General features: G+C 65.3%; 15 protein-coding genes and 1 pseudogene. 13 read left to right on the top strand and 3 right to left on the bottom strand.

Going from position 1 to position 17,557, the window contains the following annotated elements:
- Positions 1-117: 117 nt before the first annotated feature.
- Together NFH66_RS05110 and NFH66_RS05120 are read left to right on the top strand one after the other, a co-directional pair.
- A pseudogene (locus NFH66_RS05110) lies at positions 118-2,043 on the top strand (ribonucleoside triphosphate reductase).
- A gap of 111 nt (positions 2,044-2,154) precedes the next feature.
- On the top strand, positions 2,155-2,880 hold the full coding sequence (locus NFH66_RS05120) for an anaerobic ribonucleoside-triphosphate reductase activating protein (RefSeq protein WP_349608862.1): 726 nt from the start codon (positions 2,155-2,157) through the stop codon (positions 2,878-2,880).
- Positions 2,881-2,998: 118 nt separating this feature from the next.
- Here NFH66_RS05120 and NFH66_RS05125 read toward each other — a convergent pair whose 3' ends face one another.
- The gene (locus NFH66_RS05125) at positions 2,999-3,907 is read right to left on the bottom strand and encodes a LysR family transcriptional regulator (protein ID WP_349608863.1); all 909 of its coding nucleotides are present in this window, start codon (positions 3,905-3,907) and stop codon (positions 2,999-3,001) included.
- A 194-nt stretch (positions 3,908-4,101) separates the two neighbouring features.
- On the opposite strand from NFH66_RS05125, the gene NFH66_RS05130 reads away from it, so the two are divergent.
- On the top strand, positions 4,102-4,545 hold the full coding sequence (locus tag NFH66_RS05130; RefSeq protein WP_349611664.1) for a DoxX family protein: 444 nt from the start codon (positions 4,102-4,104) through the stop codon (positions 4,543-4,545).
- Between the two features lie 36 nt (positions 4,546-4,581).
- On the opposite strand, the gene NFH66_RS05135 is transcribed toward NFH66_RS05130, so the two are convergent.
- Positions 4,582-5,757: an RNA-guided endonuclease InsQ/TnpB family protein gene (locus NFH66_RS05135; protein WP_349608864.1), complete on the bottom strand. Its 1,176-nt coding sequence runs from the start codon at positions 5,755-5,757 to the stop codon at positions 4,582-4,584.
- Positions 5,758-5,959: 202 nt separating this feature from the next.
- On the opposite strand from NFH66_RS05135, the gene NFH66_RS05140 reads away from it, so the two are divergent.
- The 4 genes from NFH66_RS05140 to NFH66_RS05155 all read left to right on the top strand — a co-directional run bounded on the left by NFH66_RS05140 (position 5,960) and on the right by NFH66_RS05155 (position 10,618).
- Entirely contained in the window at positions 5,960-6,907 is a 948-nt protein-coding gene (locus tag NFH66_RS05140; RefSeq protein WP_349608865.1) for a glutathione S-transferase family protein, read from the top strand.
- A 165-nt stretch (positions 6,908-7,072) separates the two neighbouring features.
- Positions 7,073-9,040 (top strand): sensor domain-containing diguanylate cyclase, encoded by a 1,968-nt coding sequence (locus tag NFH66_RS05145; RefSeq protein WP_349608866.1) that lies wholly within the window; start codon positions 7,073-7,075, stop codon positions 9,038-9,040.
- A 162-nt stretch (positions 9,041-9,202) separates the two neighbouring features.
- Positions 9,203-9,862 carry a CHAD domain-containing protein gene (locus NFH66_RS05150; RefSeq protein ID WP_349608867.1) on the top strand — a complete coding sequence of 220 codons (660 nt, stop codon included), beginning with the start codon at positions 9,203-9,205 and terminating at the stop codon, positions 9,860-9,862.
- A gap of 81 nt (positions 9,863-9,943) precedes the next feature.
- A complete protein-coding gene (locus NFH66_RS05155) occupies positions 9,944-10,618 on the top strand; it encodes an SDR family oxidoreductase (protein ID WP_349608868.1) in 675 nt (224 codons plus the stop codon).
- Here the strand turns inward: NFH66_RS05155 and NFH66_RS17735 are convergent.
- Entirely contained in the window at positions 10,512-10,898 is a 387-nt protein-coding gene (locus tag NFH66_RS17735; RefSeq protein WP_502878635.1) for a homocysteine S-methyltransferase family protein, read from the bottom strand. The two genes, NFH66_RS05155 and NFH66_RS17735, sit on opposite strands and share 107 nt — an antisense overlap.
- A gap of 229 nt (positions 10,899-11,127) precedes the next feature.
- Between NFH66_RS17735 and NFH66_RS05160 the strand changes: the two genes are divergently transcribed.
- The 6 genes from NFH66_RS05160 to NFH66_RS05185 all read left to right on the top strand — a co-directional run bounded on the left by NFH66_RS05160 (position 11,128) and on the right by NFH66_RS05185 (position 17,438).
- Positions 11,128-12,489, top strand: coding sequence for an IS1380 family transposase (locus tag NFH66_RS05160; protein WP_349608869.1), 1,362 nt, complete (start codon positions 11,128-11,130; stop codon positions 12,487-12,489).
- Between the two features lie 231 nt (positions 12,490-12,720).
- The gene (locus NFH66_RS05165) at positions 12,721-13,857 is read left to right on the top strand and encodes an RNA-guided endonuclease InsQ/TnpB family protein (RefSeq protein WP_349608870.1); all 1,137 of its coding nucleotides are present in this window, start codon (positions 12,721-12,723) and stop codon (positions 13,855-13,857) included.
- A 232-nt stretch (positions 13,858-14,089) separates the two neighbouring features.
- Positions 14,090-14,935 (top strand): Fic family protein, encoded by an 846-nt coding sequence (locus NFH66_RS05170; RefSeq protein ID WP_349608871.1) that lies wholly within the window; start codon positions 14,090-14,092, stop codon positions 14,933-14,935.
- 21 nt (positions 14,936-14,956) lie between these two features.
- Positions 14,957-16,264: an IS21 family transposase gene (gene istA / locus NFH66_RS05175; RefSeq protein ID WP_502878636.1), complete on the top strand. Its 1,308-nt coding sequence runs from the start codon at positions 14,957-14,959 to the stop codon at positions 16,262-16,264.
- Positions 16,264-17,058 carry an IS21-like element helper ATPase IstB gene (gene istB / locus NFH66_RS05180; protein WP_349608874.1) on the top strand — a complete coding sequence of 265 codons (795 nt, stop codon included), beginning with the start codon at positions 16,264-16,266 and terminating at the stop codon, positions 17,056-17,058. Before istA ends, istB begins: the two co-directional genes overlap by 1 nt.
- A 101-nt stretch (positions 17,059-17,159) precedes the next feature.
- Positions 17,160-17,438, top strand: coding sequence for a hypothetical protein (locus NFH66_RS05185; RefSeq protein WP_349611665.1), 279 nt, complete (start codon positions 17,160-17,162; stop codon positions 17,436-17,438).
- Positions 17,439-17,557: the final 119 nt, after the last annotated feature.

The raw sequence follows: 17,557 nt of genomic DNA on the forward strand, positions 1-17,557 counted from the left end.
CTGACCTGGATCATGTTCCTGCTCCGTCCGAGTGTCTATCCTTCCTTGGCACAACATATGGTGTTTGAAAATTTAACAGACACCATATATGGATAATCGGCCAGTGAAGGAACACCCATGCAACGCCAGCCGACCGGCGCCGTCAACGTCGCCTCGACGGTCAACGAATACCTGCAGCGCGCCGACTGGCGCGTCAACGCCAACGCCAACCAGGGCTACTCCCTGGGCGGGCTGATCCTCAACGCCTCGGGCAAGCTGATCGCCAACTACTGGCTGGATGAAGTCTATCCCGCCGCGGTAGGCGAGGCCCACCGGGAGGGCGACCTGCATATCCACGACCTGGACATGCTCAGCGGCTACTGCGCTGGCTGGTCGCTGCGCCAGCTTCTGATCGAGGGCTTCAACGGCGTGCCGGGCCGGGCGGAGAGCGCGCCGCCCCGGCACCTCACCAGCGCCCTGGGGCAGATGGTCAACTTCCTCGGCACCCTGCAGAACGAGTGGGCCGGCGCCCAGGCGTTCAGCTCCTTCGATACCTATCTCGCCCCCTTCGTGCGCCACGACGCCCTCGACTACCCGGCGGTGAAGCAGGCGGTGCAGGAGTTCATCTACAACCTCAACGTGCCGTCGCGCTGGGGCAGTCAGACCCCCTTCACCAACCTCACCTTCGACTGGACCTGCCCGGCGGACCTGTGCGATCAGGTGCCGATCATCGGCGGCGCGGAGCAGCCCTTCACCTACGGCGAGCTGCAGGCCGAGATGGACCTGCTCAACCGCGCCTACCTGGAGGTGATGGAGGAGGGCGACTGCCAGGGGCGGGTGTTCACCTTCCCGATCCCCACCTACAACATCACCCCGGACTTCCCCTGGGAGAGCGACAACGCCGAGCGGCTCTTCGCGCTCACCGCCAAGTACGGGCTGCCCTACTTCCAGAACTTCCTCAACTCGGACCTGGAGCCGCACATGGTGCGCTCCATGTGCTGCCGGCTGCAGCTCGATCTCAGCGAGCTGCTCAAGCGCGGCAACGGCCTGTTCGGCAGCGCCGAGCAGACCGGCTCGCTCGGCGTGGTGACCATCAACTGCGCGCGCCTGGGGTATCGCTTCGCCGGCGATCGCACGGGGCTCTTCGAGGAGCTGGACCGGCTGCTTGCGCTCGGCCGCGACAGCCTGGAGATCAAGCGCGGCTGCATCCAGCAGTGGATGGACGACGGCCTCTACCCCTACAGCCGTCGCTATCTGGGCACCCTGCGCAACCATTTCTCCACCCTGGGGGTGAACGGCCTCAACGAGATGGTGCGCAACTTCTTCGAGGACCGCTTCGATATCGCCAGCCCCGAGGGGCAGCGGCTGGCCATCGAGCTGCTGGAGCATGTGCGCGAGCGGATGCGCGAGTTCCAGGCGGCCACCGGCCACCTCTACAACCTGGAGGCGACCCCGGCGGAGGGCACCACCTACCGCTTCGCCAAGGAGGACCAGAAGCGCTACCCCGCCATCCTCCAGGCGGGCACGCCGGACTCTCCCTACTACACCAACTCCAGCCAACTGCCGGTGGGCTATACCGACGACCCCTTCGAGGCGCTGCTGCACCAGGATCCGCTGCAGACCCGCTACACCGGCGGCACCGTACTGCACCTCTACATGGGGGAGCGGCTCTCCTCGCCGGCGGCCTGCCGCAAGCTGGTGCAGGCCGCGCTCTCCCGCTTTCGCCTGCCCTATCTCACCGTGACGCCGACCTTCTCGATCTGCCCGGTGCACGGCTACCTGGCTGGCGAACATGAGTTCTGCCCGAAGTGCGACGACGCCCTTCTGGCAAAACGCGCCCAGGCCGACGCCACGGCCTGAGGCCTTTCCCCGCAATACCACCAACCTGAAAAGGAGCATCCCATGCGTCATAGCATCGAGAGCCTGCCCAGCGAAGAGCGCCAGCGCTGCGAGGTCTGGACCCGGGTGATGGGCTATCACCGCCCCGTCAGCCAGTTCAACCGCGGCAAGCAGTCCGAGCACCGCGAGCGCCGCCACTTCAGCGAGCAGGCCGCCACCTCCTGACCCACCGCCACGCCGAGCGCCTCCCTCCAGAGCGCATCTCTCCAGAGCGCTTCCCTCTAGAACGCTTCCCTCTAGAACGAAAGGGGGCGGGCGCTCGGCCGGATGACCGCCATGCCCCATCCTGAATCTCACCGGCCGCGGCTGCCCGTGGCCGGCCTCACCCCCATGACCACCCTGGACTACCCGGACCACCTGGCCTGTGTGGTGTTCCTGCAGGGCTGCCCGCTGCGCTGCGGCTATTGCCACAACCCCGGGATGCTCGAGCCGCGCGGCGCCGAGACCGGCGAGTGGGCCGAGGTGGAGGCCTTCCTGGCCAGGCGCCGGGGGCTGCTCGACGGCATCGTCTTCAGCGGCGGCGAGCCGACCCTGCATGCCGACTTGCCCGTTGCCGCCGCCCGGGCTCGTGCGCTCGGCTTCAAGGCGGGGCTGCATACCGCCGGGGTCTACCCGCGGCGCCTGGCCCAGACGCTGCCGCACCTGGAGTGGGTGGGGTTGGACGTGAAGGGCCCGGCGGCGCGCTTCGATGCCATCGTTGGCCGCCCCGGCCTGGCCGCCGCCCATGCCGAGAGCCTCGAGCTGTTGCTGAGAAGCGGTATCGACTTCGAGTGCCGTACCACCGTTCACTGGCGCGATCTCGACCTGGAGAGCCTGCGCCGTCTGGCCCGCGACCTCGCCGAGCGAGGTGTGCAGCGCTACGCCCTTCAGGTGGCCCGAGCCGGCCGCTGCCTCGACCCCGCCTACGCCCGCCCGGTGCCTGGCGCCCCGCCCCTCGGCGAACTGGAAGCGCTGATCGAGGCCCTGGCACCGGCCTTTGCGCGTCTGGAGCTCAGGGTGTGAGCTCCACCACCCGTCGCACGAGGCGAGCGCCTGGCCACGGCGGCGTGCGCGTGATGGCAAGAGCGGGGGTGGGCATGATCACCGGCCTGGGCGTCGATCTCTCGGGGGTGGCCGCGCCTCAGAAGCGATCCCAGTAGGGCGGGTCGCCGAAGTACCCCTCCAGGAACTCCACGAAGTGGCGCACCTTGCTGGCCAGCAGCTGGCGGTGGGCGTACACCGCATAGAGCCCGAGCGGTTCGGGCTCATGCTCGGGCAGGACGATGGCGAGCCGTCCCTGGCGGATGGCGTCGCCGGTCAGGAAGGTCGGCTGCAGGGCGATGCCGGCCCCGCCCATGGCGGCCTCCACCAGCACATCGCCGTTGTTGCTGGTCAGCCCGCTTCCCTCTCTCCCGCCTTCGCCGCTGCGCGGCAGCCACTTCAGCAGTGGTTCCTGATTCTCCTCCATGTAACGGTAGCGCAGGAAGCGATGCGCGGTGAGGTCCCGGGGCCGCTGGGGAGTGCCATGCTCCTTCAGGTAGCCCGGCGAGGCGCACAGCAGCAGGCGCACCGGCGCGATGCGCTTGGCGATCAGCGACGAGCTCTTCAGGCGCCCGATGCGCAGCGCGATATCGAACCCCTCCTCGAGGATGTCCACCTTGCGGTCGTTGAGTTGCAGGTCGATGCCCACGGCGGGGTGCGCCCGCTGGAAGTCGTTGATCAGCGGCGCCAGGTGGTGGATGGCGAACGACACCGGGGCGCTGATGCGCAGCCGACCGCGGGCCTGGCCCTGTAGCTCGCCGAGCGCGCTTTCCATGTCGTCGATCTCGGCCAGCACCTGCTCGGCGCGCTGGCGATAGGCGGCACCGGCCTCGGTCAGGTGGAGCCGGCGGGTGGTGCGGTTGAGCAGGCGCGCACCCAGGTGCTCTTCTAGTTGTGAGACGTACTTGCTGACCAGCTGCGGGGAGAGCGCCAGGCGCTCGGCCGCCCGGGTGAAGCTCCCCTCGGCGACCACGGTGACGAAGGCACGCATGGCATCGAGACGGTCCATGGCGGGGCTCCTGAAGGGAATAATCGATCATTATCAACATGGCGTAGATAATCATGCAACGCTAGCGCCCTTATTCCACTCATTGGGCGATAGTAAAGTTGCCTCATCGCTCGAGGCCACCCGGCGCCTCGGCTCTCCCCCGATACCCAGATGAGGACGACACCATGCAGCCCCAAGCGATGCAGCCCCAAACGATGCAGACCCAAGCGATGAAGACCCTGTTCGACACCACCGGCGGTTACGGCGCCCTGGCCCTGCGCGTGCCGATCGGCGTGATCCTCGCCGCCCACGGCGCCCAGAAGCTGTTCGGCTGGTTCGGCGGCTACGGCCTTGCGGGCACCGCCCAGTGGCTGGAGAGCATTGGCCTGGCGCCCGGCCTGCTGATGGCGCTGCTGGCCGGCGGCGCCGAGTTCTTCGGTGGCCTGGCGCTGCTGCTCGGGCTGCTGACCCGCCCCGCGGCGCTGGTCGCCGCCTTCACCATGCTGGTGGCCATCTTCAGCGTACATGTCGGCAACGGCCTGTTCATGGCCAATAACGGCTACGAGTTCGTCCTCGCCCTGCTGGCCGCCAGCGTGGCCCTGGCGCTGCAGGGGGCTGGCCGCTTCTCGCTGGACGGCCTGGTGGCAAAGCGGATGTGACTGCTCCCCGCCCTAGCGGGCGAGGCTTCCCACTTCTCAGGCAGCAACCGGCGACATGCCGGACTTACGCAAGCCTCCATGGGCAGAGACGGACAGCCCTTCCGCCTTCAACTTCACTATGCCTTGATGCTTGATATTCAGCGCCGCGTTAATGTCCCGGTCGTGGAGGGTATGGCAGGCAGGGCACTCCCACGACCGGATGTTTAACGGCATGGCGTCCACCTTGTGTTGACAGACATGGCAGGTCTTGGAGCTGGCAAACCACGGGTCGATCTTGACCAGATGCTTGCCCTGCTCCCTGGCCTTGTAGTCCAGCTTGGTCATCAAGGCATGCCAGGACGCATCGCCGATGTGCTTGGCGAGGCAGGTGTTTTTCATCATGTTGCTGACCTTCAGCGTCTCGACGATCACCGCTTGGTTATCGTCAACGATCTGTCGAGAGAGCTTGTGCTGGAAGTCGTTGCGGGCATTCGCTAGCCGCTCGTGCGCCTTGGCGACGAGTAACCGTGCCTTGGCCCGATTGGCGCTGCCCTTCTTCGTGCGGGACAACGCCTGCTGCTTGCGCTTGAGATTTTGCTGCGCCTGCTTGAGGAAGTGCGGATTGGCGATCTTGCGGCCGGTGGAGTCAATGGCCAGATGCGACAGCCCCATATCGAGGCCCACGACCTTAGCGGCGTCAACATCCTTCAGCGGTGCCGGGGCAGCCTGCTCAGTGTCAAACAGCAACGAGGCGTAGTGCTTGCCGGTGACGGTACGGGTCAGGGTGATGCTTTTCAGCCTGCCCTCGACCTGGCGATGCATCCTGGCCTTGATCGGCCCGAGCTTGGGCACCTTGATCCAGTCGTCGCCGGCCTTGACGCCGACGCAGTGATAGCTGGACTGCTTGCCCCGCTTGCTCTTGAAGCGCGGATAGCCGGCTTTCTGCGCGGGGTCGAAGAAGCGCTGGAAGGCATGATCGAGGTTGAGGCACGCCTGCTGGAGGGCGATGGCGTCGGCCTCTTTCAGCCAGCCATACTGACGGGATTTCTTGGCCACCGGGAGCAGCTTTTTGATGTCGTGCTTGGCGCTCAACGACTGGCCGTGGCGCTGGTAGCGATGGGACATGATGCGAAGGCCGGTGTTATAGACGAAGCGCACCGCGCCGAACTGGCGGTTCAGAAATGCCGTCTGCTCGGTCGTGGGGTAGAGTCGTACCTTGGTAGCCTTCAGCATGGCGCGCCATTGATGCATGGATGTATGTACAGCTTATGCCGCCGGGCCCCATGCCGCAAACCCAGCAGCGCTATCGCGCTGCCCGCTTGTATCCCCGCCCGAGTGGGCGAGGGTTTACGCGGATTTTTGCTAAGCCCGACGAAGACGACACAACGGACACCCTCCCACGACGGAGGGTGCCCCATGAACAGGAGAACGCAACATGCTGGTCAACGGCATCTGGCAAGAGAACTGGCAACCGGTCCAGGCGAAGGACGACGAGGGGCGCTTCATTCGCCAGACCTCGACCTTCAGGAACTGGATCACCCCCGACGGTGCCCCCGGCCCCACCGGCATCGGCGGCTTCAAGGCCGAGCCGGGTCGCTATCACCTCTACGTGGCCTACATCTGCCCCTGGGCCTCGCGCACCCTGATGGCGCGCCGGCTCAAGGGGCTGGAGGCGCTGATCGGCGTGACCGTGGTCAACCCGCGGCTCACCGACCAGGGCTGGCAGTTCGGCGGCTTCCCCGGTGCCGACGAGGATAGCCTCAACGGCGCGCGCTATATGCATGAGCTCTACACCCGCGCCGACCCAAAGGTCTCCGGCCGGGCCACCGTGCCGGTGCTGTGGGACAAGCAGACCGGCACCATCGTCAACAACGAGTCCGCCGATATCCTGCGCATGCTCAACACCGCCTTCTCGCACCTGGTGGACCGGGGGCCGAACCTCTACCCGGACCATCTGGCCGCGGAGATCGACGTGCTCAACCGCGAGATCTACACCGACCTCAACAACGGCGTCTACCAGGCCGGCTTCGCCTCCAGCCAGCAGGCCTATGACGAGGCCTATGCCAAGGTCTTCGCCAAGCTCGACGAACTCGAGGCGCGGCTCGCCGATGGCCGGCGCTATCTGTTCGGTGATGCGTTGACCGAGAGCGATATCCGGCTGTTCGTGACCCTGGTGCGTTTCGATGCGGCCTACCATGGGCTCTTCAAGTGCAACCGCAACACCCTGGCCGAGATGCCGGCGTTGCACGCCTACCTGCACCGCATCCTGGCGCTTGCGGGCATCGCCGAGACCGTGAACCTCGACCACATCAAGGCCGGCTACTACTCGATCAAGACGCTGAACCCCAGCGGCATCGTGCCCGCCGGCCCGGCCGCCCTCTGAGCCTTGGCGTCGCCGGTGGCGCCAGGGTTACCGGCAGAGGGCCGACTCTGTGGCCGACCCTGGCAGTTGGCGGCATTCTCGTGCAGCATGTCGCTAATGACATCAAATTCTAATGCAAAGGGGCATGGTGTCGGCCCGCGGTTTCTTGGCCTGCTGACGCGCCCCTTGACCTTTCCCCTGGCAACCCTGAGGGGACGCCTGTTGGTCGGTGCCGCGGTGCTGTGGGGGCTGCTGTGCGTGACCCTTCTCACCCTGAGCTGGCAGGCGGGGCGTCTCCTGGTGGATGAAACGAACCACCAGCATCTCCGCTATGAAGCCGAGCTGATCAGCAATGCCATCGCGGACCAGGTCAATGAACGCCTGGACGAGCTGGAGCATCTGGCGCAGCAGATTCCCGAGCCCCGTGAGGGGGCTCTTGACGCCCAGCATGCCCACTCACTGGCTCCGCTCTTCGAGGGCTTGATCCTTTCCAATCGCGACAGCCGGATCGTCGATGCCTGGCCAGCGGGCGAAGGCCGCGTGGGTGTCACTGTCTCCGACCGGGACTATGCGCGTTTCATGCACGCCTTCCGGCGCCCCTATGTCAGCGAGCCCTTCATGGGGCGGGTCAGCGGCTTGCCCCTGGTGATGATGCTGGTTCCGTTGCATGACGCAGAGGGCCGTTATATCGGCTTCTTGGGCGGCCTGGTCAATATCAGGGAGAGTCGACTCTTCAAGAGCTTCCACCGTCTGCGGCTGGGCGATAGCGGCTACGTCACCATCACCACGGCTGGCGGCCAGCAGCTCTATCACCCCAACCAGCGGCAGTCCATCGTCACTCTCGCGGATGACCTCTCGCCGGCGCTCGAGCAGGCCCTCTATGGTTGGGAGGGGGAGAGCGTGGGCAAGGCGGCGAGCGGTGACACCCAACTGGTGGCGTATCGCCAGATCTGGCCGGCCGACTGGATCGTGGGTGTCCATCTGCCGGAGTCGCAGGCGGAGGCGCCGCTCGTGGCCGGTATGCGGCGCATCATCTTGTACGCCTGGGGAACCCTGTTGCTGGTCCTGCCCCTGGTGGGTGGCTTGATCTGGCTGACGCTGCGTCCCTTGACCCGGCTGGCCGAGCAGGTTCGCGAACTGCAGGGCGAGCAGCGTCAGCTGCTGGAGATTCCCACGCGCATGCCCGAGCTGCGCCGGGTGATCGACGTGATCAACGAGACCGAGCATGCGCGGCTGGTCAATCTGCGCGACCTGACGGAACGCGAGGCGATGCTGAGAGGCATTCTTGCCGCTTCGCCTCAGGGGATGTTCGTGACGGACCAGCACGGCCAGGTGACGTTTATCAATGATGCCCTCTACACGCTCCTGGGGATCGATGGGCCACTCGACCTTGATACCTGGAGCGAGCGTATTGATGCCGAGGATCGCCCCGCGGTACGCGAGGCCTGGCGCATGAGTCTCGCCCAGCGGCGCGATTTCATGCGTCAGTTCCGCTTCCTGGATGCCGAAGGGCATCCGCGCTGGTTTGACGTGCATGGTGGCGCGGTTCGTGTCGAGGGCGAGTTCATCGGTATCGTCGGGGTGGTTCGCGACATCACGCAGCACCGTCATGAAGACGCGCTGCGCCGTTGGGAGGCCGAGCATGACCCCTTGACGGGGCTACTCAATCGGCGAGGACTGATACGGCGCCTGGAGGAGGCCCTGGTCGCCTTCCAGAAGGCTGGCACGCCGACCGCGGTGCTGCTCTTCGACCTCGACCACTTCAAGCCGATCAACGACCAGGGCGGGCACGCCCTGGGCGATCGCATGCTGCAGCAAGTGGCGGACACGGTGCGCAGTGTGGTGCGCAGCAGCGACTATGCCGCTCGCCAAGGGGGTGATGAGTTTGCCGTGCTGCTGAGCGGCTGCAGCGCCGAACAGGCGAAGATCATCGCCGAGGTGTTGCGCAAGCGCATCGGCTCTCGCCCGGTCGAGCACCAGGGAAGGCGATGGCACGTCACGGCAAGCATTGGCGTGAGCCTTCTGCAGCCGGGCGATGAGGCCATCGCTGCCATCCTCGATCGCGCCGATGCCGCCAGCTACCGCGCCAAGCGTGGTGGTCGTGACGGAGTGGTGATGGATAACGACGGGGAGCTTGCCGCCAACCCGGTCTAACCCTTGGGTCGGCCGCAGGGCCATCGCCGCGCCGCGCCCCGCGGTGACGGGGCCGGCGTTACAGCCTGGGCGCGTCGTAGTCCACCGGCTCGTCGGGGACGAGGTGGTGACGGCGGGAGTGGTCTACGCTAGGCACCACACACCGGGGTCCGGAGCGAGTCCATGCGACATCTCTACCTGATGCGCCACGCCAAGGCGAAGTCGTCACGTGCCGACCAGGCCGATCACCGGCGCCCCTTGCGGCGGCGAGGCAGGCATCAGGCCGAGGCGATGGCCGCCCCCTTGAAACTGTGGGGCGCACTGGAGGGCGATATCCACGTCAGTAGCGCCCGGCGTACCCTGCAGACCCTGGAAGCGGTGGACCGTGTACTGCCAGGTCTTGGCGTGGCTGACCGGGTACAACTTCACGATGACCTCTATACCTTCGAGGGGCAGGCGCTGCGTGGCCTGGATTCACGGCGCCTCGACACGGTGCTTGCCGAGCGCATCGCCGGACACGATCGCGAGCGTGCCGCCCTCAGCGTCGCCAGCCCCGACGAGGCCTTCCATGACCTGCGCAAGGGGGTGAAGCGCATCCGTTACCTGGCCGAGCTGGATCCCAAGCGCCATCGCCGGCTGCTGAAAGGGCTGAAGTGCCGCCAGGGCTTGCTCGGCGACTTCCAGGACCTGTGTACTCGCCAGGCCTGGGTCGAGGCCTTCGCCGCCGCTTCCCGCCATGCCCCCAGGCGCCGGCAGGAGTGCGATGCCTGGTGTGCCGATCTCGAGGAGCAGAAGCGCGATCAGCGCGAGCAGATCATCGCCCTTGCACCGCTCGCGTCCTGAGCGAGGCGCAAGGCCCGGGTTGAACTTCGGGGCATGGCCCCCACCATTGAGTTACCTTCATTTTCCTGTCCAGGAGTCGAGATGACCTCCACCGTATTGATCACCGGCGCCAACCGCGGCGTCGGCCTGGCCCTGGCCCGCCATTACCACGACGCCGGCTGGGCAGTGATCGGCGTATGCCGCAGCGGCGGCGACGAGGCCGCCGAGCTGCGCGACCTGGCCGAGACCCTGATCGAAGGGATCGACGTGACCCGCGCCGAGGACGTGGCGCGGCTCAAGCAGGCGCTGGCGGGGCGCCGCCTGGACCTGCTGATCAACAACGCCGGCCTGCTGCAGGACGAGGTGTTGGGCGCGATCGACTTCGACTCCCTGCGCGCCCAGATGGAGATCAACGCCTATGCGCCCCTGCGCGTGACCGAGGCGCTGCTCGACAACCTGGGGGAGGGCGCCAAGATCGCCAACATCACCAGCCGCATGGGTTCCATCGCCGATAACGACTCCGGCGGACGCTATGGCTATCGTGCCTCCAAGGCGGCGCTCAACGCCTTCGGCAAGTCGCTGGCCGTGGACCTCAAGCCGCGCGGCATCGCCGTGGCCCAGCTCCATCCCGGCTACGTCAAGACCCGCATGGTCAACTTCGGCGGCCTGATCAGCGCCGAGGAAGCGGCCGCCGGTATCGCCCGGCGCATCGAGGAGCTGACCCTGGCGACCAGCGGCGGCTTCTGGCACAGCAGCGGCGAGGCGCTGCCCTGGTAACCACGGCGGCGCTGAGGCCATCCACCGTTCCGCCGGGCGCAAGGTCCGCGGCCGAGGTAAAGGCATTGGCGTAGCCACCGAACGGCACGCCGAGGTCGGCAAGTTCGTCCATCGCGATGGTGACTGCCTCGGGCACCAAGCAGTTAATCAGTACTGCCGAGGCCTCGGTGGCCACCACCGACCGTGCCGCCTCGGCCAGCGGCTCCCCGGAACGCAGGCGCCTGCCGTCGGCGTCATCTCGCGGTGCCCGACAATGGCCGGGTCCCTCTTCCTGAACCACGACGCCCGCGGCTTGCTACGACATGTTTACCAAGCCAGCGCGTAAAGCATCGCCCACTCGGGCGGTGATACAAGCGCGCACCGCGTCGCGGTGCTTGTGTTGATAGGACTGGCGACAGCTGATATTTTTCCAGTATCCTGAATCCGTGAGACCGGCCCCCCAGGAATGCTTCTAACCTACTGAACTGCATGGCAATATAGCGAATATCGCCATTCACCCAGACAGTGCCATGCCCAACGTCAAGTTCCGCGCCAGTCGCCGCACCCTCACCAGCCACGCCGGGCTGTCCATCATCGGGCAATGCTTCGAGATCGCTGGCGTCGACAGCATCGACAGCCGCTTCCCCACCACGCTGGGCATGCGCACCAGTGACGTGATCAAGAGCTACCTGGGCCTGCTGTGTCTGGGCATGAGCGACTATGACGCTGTCGAGAACTTCCGCCGCGACAAGCCCTTCCAACAACTGCTGACCCTGCAGAAGGTGCCGAGCGCGGCGACGCTGCGACAGCGGCTGGAGAAACTTGCCGCTAACGACCTGCAGGCGCGCACCGCCACCTGGTCCACGACCCTGCTGTCACTGGTCGAGGCACCGATCACCGCCGAGACGACGCACGTCTGCCTGGACATCGACACCTTCGTCATGGACAACAGCAACTCGAAGAAGGAAGGCGTCTCGCGGACTTACCAGAAGGTCGATGGCTACACCCCGATCGCCGCCTATCTGGGCAACGAAGGGTGGTGCCTGGGTCTGGAACTGCGTCCTGGCAAGCAGCACACCATGAAGGAGAGCAACGCCTTCCTGGAGCGGGTACTGCCTCGCGCCCAAGGCCTGACCGAGCAACCGATCCTGTTACGCGAGGACAGCGGCTTCGACAGCCAGGCGCACCTGGCGCTTCTCGAACAGCAGCGCCAGGTCTTTGCCGACGAGGGGCGCCGGCTCGACTATGTCGTCAAATGGAACCCGCGCGGCTCGGCCACGGCCGATCAGGATACCTGGTTGGCTGTGGCGGCGGACTACTGGGAAGAGCTGCGTCCTGGCAAGCGCCAGGCGCTGTGGACGCAGACCGTCTCGATCCACGACGACAACAAGACCGAATACGTCGTCCAACGCGTGATGCGCCTGGTCGAGCGCACCGCCGATCGCGATGGCCAGTTGCTGCTCGAACCGGACTATGAGTTGGAAGGCTGGTGGACCAGCCTGGACGAGGCGCCGGAGGCGGTGATCAAGCGCTATCAGGCGCATGCCACTCACGAGCAATTCCACAGCGAGATCAAGACGGATCTCGACCTGGAGCGGCTGCCGTCGGGCAAGTTCGCCACCAACGATCTGATCCTGCATCTCGCCCAGCTGGCCTACAACATCCTGCGGCTGATGGGGCAGCTGGGCATGACCGGCGAGCTGAGCCCGGTGCGCCATCCCGCCAAGCGGCGGCGGATCCGCACCGTGCTACAAGAGCTGGTGCATCGTGCGGCGCTCGTGATTCACAAGGCGCGGCAGATCATCCTCGACTTCGGGCAGGACATCGGACGCATGACGGTGTTGAACACCTTGCGAAGCCGCCTGCGCTATCCCCGAGGCACGCCATGCTGATCGTCTGTCGGACAAAGGCACCACGCAGAGGGCTGACGGTCACCGGCAGCCAGCATCACCGTACCCGGCGGGTAGCAATGCATGAGCAAACGGGTCATCGTCGCCGGCCGATGCCGCTATGGTTGGCCATGGCAGATATGCATTCGGCGGTTGAGACGGAATCGGAGGTCAAAAAATGCTCGCTGACGGCGATAGGGAAAGTGTCGACGCCGGCATCACGGATTCAGGAGTATGACAAAGCGTGCCTACAAAGAGCGGTTCTACCCCACCCCCGAGCAAGCTGAGCTACTGGCGCAGTCGTTCGGCTGCGTGCGTTTTGTCTGGAACAATACGCTGGCCTACCGCACCGAGGCGTATCGTCAACATGGGCAGTCGATATCGCATTCAGCGGCGGAAAAGCGTTTGGTCGCCCTCAAGGCCGACTATCCCTGGTTGAAGGATGTGTCTAGCGTGATCCTGCAGCAGACGCTGCGGGATCAGAAAGCCGCCTTCGACAACTTCTTCAACCCCAAGCTCAACGCCCGCTATCCGCGCTTCAAGCGTAAGGATCGCCGTCAGTCGATTCGACTGACCAAAGCGGCCTTTCGCTATCGAGATGGCGAGATCACCATTGCCAAGACAAAGGCACCGTTGCCGATCCGCTGGAGCCGTCCGCTGCCCGGTGCGCCCTCGAGCATCACGCTCTCGCGGGACCGTGCTGGCCGCTACTTCATCAGCTGCCTGTGCGAGTTCACACCCGAGGCGTTGCCGGTCTCACCGAAGGCCGTGGGTATCGACCTGGGCCTGACCGATCTGTTTATCACCAGCGATGGCCACAAATCCGGTAACCCGCGCCACCTCAAACATTATGAAGCCAAGCTGGCCTATCACCAGCGCCGTCTGGCCAGGAAACAGAAGGGCTCGAAGAACCGCGACAAGGCGCGACACAAGGTGGCACGGCTGCATGCCAAGATCGCGGATTGTCGCCGCGACGCCATTCACAAGGCGACCCGCACGCTGATCAACGAAAACCAAGTGCTGTGTGTCGAGTCGCTAAACATCACCGGAATGCTCAAGAACCACTCCCTGGCCAAGGCCATCAGTGATGCCGGCTGGGGCGAGTTTATCCGCCAGCTTGAGTACAAGGCGGAGTGGGCTGGGCGTCAGCTGGTGAAAGTGAGCCAGTGGCTGCCCAGCAGCAAGCTGTGCCACGGCTGCGGACACAAGGTTGAAAAGCTGCCGCTGTCGCGGCGCCATTGGCACTGTGACGGCTGTGGCCGGGCCATCGACCGCGACATCAACGCGGCCAGGAATATCCGAACCGCCGGGCTGGCGGGGGTTAGCCTGTGGAGCGACCGGAGCGGGGACGGCGGCCTAGCCGCCGTCTAGTGAAGGCGCGTCGAAGCAGGAAAGTTCTGAGGGTGACCTTGGAACCCTCGCCCGGTAGGGCGGGGAGTGTCAGGAAGTGCGTTTTTTTCAACACGTCACCGTGATATGTCGATGCGGTAAACATGTTGATCAGACATGTTTAAAAAAATTACTTTTTTCGACACGTTGGCTGGAATTGTCGATGCCATCGACATAGGCTGACGGCATGTCGATTGTTTTGGAAAACGTGAACATGAGCTGGCGCCCCGATTATCCCCATAACAGCTTGTCGCCGTTGCCGCCCGCCGAAGAGCTCGAGACGTCAGCTGTGCTCAAGGCCTGCATTCCGGCTCGAGCCGCGCTGGCGGAGCTGAAGCAGGCGGGAGAGCTGCTGCCCAATCAGGGCCTGCTCATCAACCTGTTGCCTCTTCTGGAGGCGCGTGACAGTTCCGAGATCGAGAACATCGTCACTACCGCCGACAGGCTCTTTCAGTTCGCCCAGGAAAGCACCCACGCCGACCCTGCCACCAAGGAGGCGTTGCGTTATCGCACTGCGCTGAGCCATGGTTATCGTGAGCTGGCTAGGCGGCCTCTGTGCACCAATACGGCGGTGGAGATCTGCAGCACCATCAAGGGTGTCGATATGGGGATTCGCCGGGTGCCCGGCACCACCCTGGTCAACCAGGCCTCCGGTGAGGTGATCTATACCCCGCCAATGGGGGAGGACACGCTGCGTGAGCTGCTGGCGAACTGGGAGCGCTATCTCCATGCAGAGGATGGTGTCGATCCCTTGGTCAAGATGGCCGTGGCCCACTACCAGTTCGAGGCGATTCACCCCTTTACCGACGGTAACGGGCGCACGGGCAGGGTGTTGAACATTCTCTACCTGATCGAGCAGCGGCTGATATCACTGCCGATTCTCTACCTCAGTCGCTATATCGTGATCCACAAGCCCGATTACTACCGCCTGCTGCTGGCCGTGACTCGCGAAGGGCAGTGGCAGGAGTGGCTGCTCTACATGCTCAAGGCGGTAGAGTTCACTGTCAGGCGACACGTAAAACTGACCCCCAGGCGACACGGAAAATTGACCCCTCCGTGAGCTCACCAGGAGGGTCCATTCATGCAGCAACCCGGATATAACGTTCCCCACACTCAGGTACGAGGGGAACCAATGCAGAGCCCAGAGGATGTCGCCGCCATGCTGCGCCTGAAGGCCTGTGGCTGGGGCACTCAGCGCATCGCCGATGAACTCGGTGTCAGCAGGAACACCGTCAAACGCTACCTGCGCCAGGGCGGCTGGGCACCCTACGCGAGCCCGCAGCGCAGCAAGTCGCTGGAAGGGCTGGAGGAATGGCTGAAGGCGCGCTTCCTGCAGCATGCCGGCAACGCCGCCGTGGTCCTGCAGGACCTGCAGCTAGAGCACGGCATCACGGTCAGCCTGCGCACGGTGGAACGCGCCTGCGCGCCGTTCCGCCAGGCACTGGCCGCCGAAGCCAAGGCCACGGTGAGGTTCGAGACGCCGCCCGGGAAGCAGCTGCAGATCGACTTCGGCAGCCGCCACATCACCATCGATGGGGAGTCGATCAAGGTCTTCCTGTTCGTCGCCACCCTGGGCTACTCCCGCCGCCACTACGTCCGCGCCTTCCGGCACGAGCGGCAGTCGGCGTGGTTCGCCGGCCTGGAAGGCGCCTTCCGCCACTTTGGCGGGATTCCGGAGCAGGTGCTGCTGGATAACGCCCGGGCGCTGGTCGATCACCACAACGCGGCGACCCGCGAAGTCGTGTTCAACGAGCGGCTGGCGGCCTTTGCCCGCTACTGGGGGTTCCGGCCGGTGGCCTGTGCGCCGTACCGCGCCCGCACCAAGGGCAAGGACGAGCGTGGCGTCGGCTACGTGAAGCGTAACGCCATCGCCGGCCGGACCTTCGCCACCTGGGCGGCGCTGGAGGCCCACCTGAGCTGGTGGATGCGCGAGATCGCCGACCAGCGGGTGCATGGCACCACCGGAGAGCTGCCGGCGGTGCGCTTCATCGCCGAACAGGCCAGCCTGCAACCGCTCAACGATCGGGCGCCCTTCGAGCAGGCCCGGGAGCTGAACCGGCGGGTTCAGCGCGACGCCACCGTGGAGGTCGACACCAACCGCTACAGCGTGCCCTGGCGCCTGGTCGGTGAGCCTGTCCAGGTCAGCGTGACCGACGGCGAACTGCGGGTGCACCACGCCGGCCGCGAGGTGGCCCGCCACCCGGAGCTGGGCGGGCGCCGCCAGGTGCGCTGCCTGCCGGAGCATCTGCAGGGCATCGTCGGCTACCGATCACCCAAGGCGGACACCGAGGAGGTCGTGGCGTCCAGCGAGATCGTGACCACCTTGCCGCCGGCCGCGCTGCAGCGCGACCTGACCGAGTACGAAGCCGTGGTGGGAGGTGGCTGGTGATGACGACGCCGGAGACTGAGCGCCTGGACGCCATGCTGACGCGTCTCAAGCTGACCGCCATCCGCGAGCGGCTCGACACGCTGCTCGACGAAGCCGCACGCCGGGAGCTGACCCTGCGCGAGACGCTGGCCTACCTGTGCGAGCAGGAGGTGGCCCATAAGGAGCAGCGGCGCATCCAGATGGGGCTGAGCATCGCCCGCTTCCCGTTCCTGCGCACTCTGGAAGGGTTCGACTTCAGCGCCCAGCCTGCCGTCGACCCCGGTCAGATCCGTGAGCTGGCCTGCGGGCGCTGGATCGCCAACGGCGACGCCCTGCTGCTGCTCGGCCCGCCGGGCGTGGGCAAAAGCCATCTCGCCGTGGCACTGGGCCGGGAGGCGGTCAAGGCTGGCTACTCCGTGCTGTTCACCACCGCCACGGCACTGATCACCCAACTGGTCCAGGCCTATGCCAATGGCGCCCTGGAGGAGCGGCTGAGGCACTTCGCCAAGCCCAAGCTATTGATCATCGACGAGCTGGGCTACCTGCCGCTGGAACCCGGGGCGGCCAACCTGTTCTTCCAGTTGGTCACCCGGCGCTATGAACGCGGCAGTCTGCTGGTCACCAGCAACCGGGCGGTCAGCGAGTGGGGTGAGGTGTTCGGTGACGCCGTGGTGGCCACGGCCATTCTCGACCGACTGCTGCACCACAGTCACGTCATCACCATCCGCGGTGACAGTTACCGACTGCGTGCCAAGCGCAAGGCCGGGCTGATCAAGCCCGATACCAACCACCATCACGAGCAGGTCGTCAGGTAAGGGGGTCAGATTTCACTGTCGCCAGGGGGTCAGTTTCTGATGTCGCTTGACAGTTCACCGCTCGCTGGACCACCGACAAGATTGCGGCGACCCGCACGCTCATTGAGGATACAACCCACCATATCCAGCAGCAGTTGCCCAGAGTCTACAGCCACGAGCTGGTGCAGGTGATCCTCGAACAACCCTATTGCCGTATCAACAATCTGGTAGAACGTGACATCGCCAAGCGGCAGACCGCTTCCAGCTATCTGCAGCAGCTGTGCGAGATCGGCGTGCTCAAGGAGATCCGTGCCGGGCGCGAAAAGCTGTTCGTGCATCCCAAACTGGTTCGCCTGATGACCGAAGACAGCAACGAGGTGGCGCCGTACCCGGCATCATGATGCTGCTGACTCACTGGTGACGTGGTTTGTTCCAGGGTCGGCTTTAACGTAAAACGAGGTCGCTACGGGCATCGCCCAGCTGGGCGGGAGTTCGCCACGCCTACTATCATGCTACAAGG

Origin of the sequence: Halomonas sp. H10-9-1 (assembly GCF_040147005.1) — a bacterium.
In the GTDB taxonomy this organism is placed as follows: Bacteria; Pseudomonadota; Gammaproteobacteria; order Pseudomonadales; family Halomonadaceae; genus Halomonas.